Annotated in this window: 1 protein-coding gene; it reads right to left on the bottom strand. The window is 49.2% G+C overall.

The genetic code is table 11. The annotated features are described in order from the left end of the window. On the bottom strand, window positions 1-1,202 hold a 1,202-nt coding region (locus BV405_RS17510), incomplete at both ends, for a hypothetical protein (RefSeq protein WP_176330220.1).

The raw sequence follows: 1,202 nt of genomic DNA, 5'->3' as shown, positions 1-1,202 counted from the left end.
CCGTTACCGTTGTTGGATCGATACCATCACGCTCCAGCATTGAAGCCAGGTCTGCAGTCAACAAAGAACCATCCCAGTTAGCATCACCATCATGCGTGGACAACCAGAAGTAACGCTCTTCTCCGCTACTCAAGGTCACCGCAACATCCAGAGCTAAACCAAACTCACTGCCCGTGGTATCAGACAATGTTGGTGTCACCGTAATTGAAGACTCAGTAACAACAATATCTGCCGCTGAGATCGTCACTGAACTCGGTGTTAGTGCTGGCAGTGTTACGCTACCCACTTCCACTCCGGCATGCTCCAGAGTCACAACGGCACCTTCATTACCGGCAAAGTCGAACTCATACCCCGCCCAGTTATCCGTCTGAGTACTGCTATCGAAGTTATACACCTCAACACCATCAACCTTCAGAACTAAGGTATCCAGCTGAGTCGTATCGAAAGTATCGTCATTAATACTGAGATTAAAACGAACCTTATCACTATTCAGGTCGTAATTTAGCCCCATCCAGATCTGATCATCCGAACGCCATTGAGCAATATCCGGGAGCACTACCGAACCCGTAGCAAACTGAATATCTGTGCCTGCAGTAACCCCAAGACCTTCAACAAAGGCTTCATCCAGTTCGCCATTTGTAGCCATGTAAGACTCTGCTTCAGCCAGAACTTCTGCTGCCGTCAAAGGTGCCGCAAAGATATGAGCTTCAAAGCTGCCATCAATAAATGACGTCAATTCCGGCGTATTAGTCGTAACCAGTGTGCTGGTACCAGCATCGACCAATGCCCCCAGATCCAAACTGCTCACCGGAGTATCAACAGCCAATAGAATAGCAGCCTCATCCTGATCATTATGACTGAGCAAGTTCAGAGATCTCTGTGCGACATAGGCAAATACAGAGGTCGAATCTACAGGGACATCTGCCAAAGCGACTACCGGTGTATTAGAAGCTTCTCCGGATACGGTTGCTGTAATCGGAGCCAGCGTATCAAAGAAGTCGCCACCGCCGGTTCCCGGATCAGTTCCCGGATCAGTTCCCGGATCAGTTCCCGGATCAGTTCCCGGATCAGTTCCCGGATCAGCACTTAGATCTAAGACAGACTCCAGTAACAACCCATCCTGCTCAGATTCCACGATAACTCGTTTAACCACAACACCCGTTACCGTTGTTGGATCGATACCATCACGCTCCAGCATTGAA

It is taken from the genome of Oceanospirillum sanctuarii (genome assembly GCF_002150805.1).
Classification (GTDB): Bacteria; Pseudomonadota; Gammaproteobacteria; order Pseudomonadales; family Halomonadaceae; genus Oceanospirillum; species Oceanospirillum sanctuarii.
This window is presented reverse-complemented; position numbering and strand designations above follow the sequence as displayed.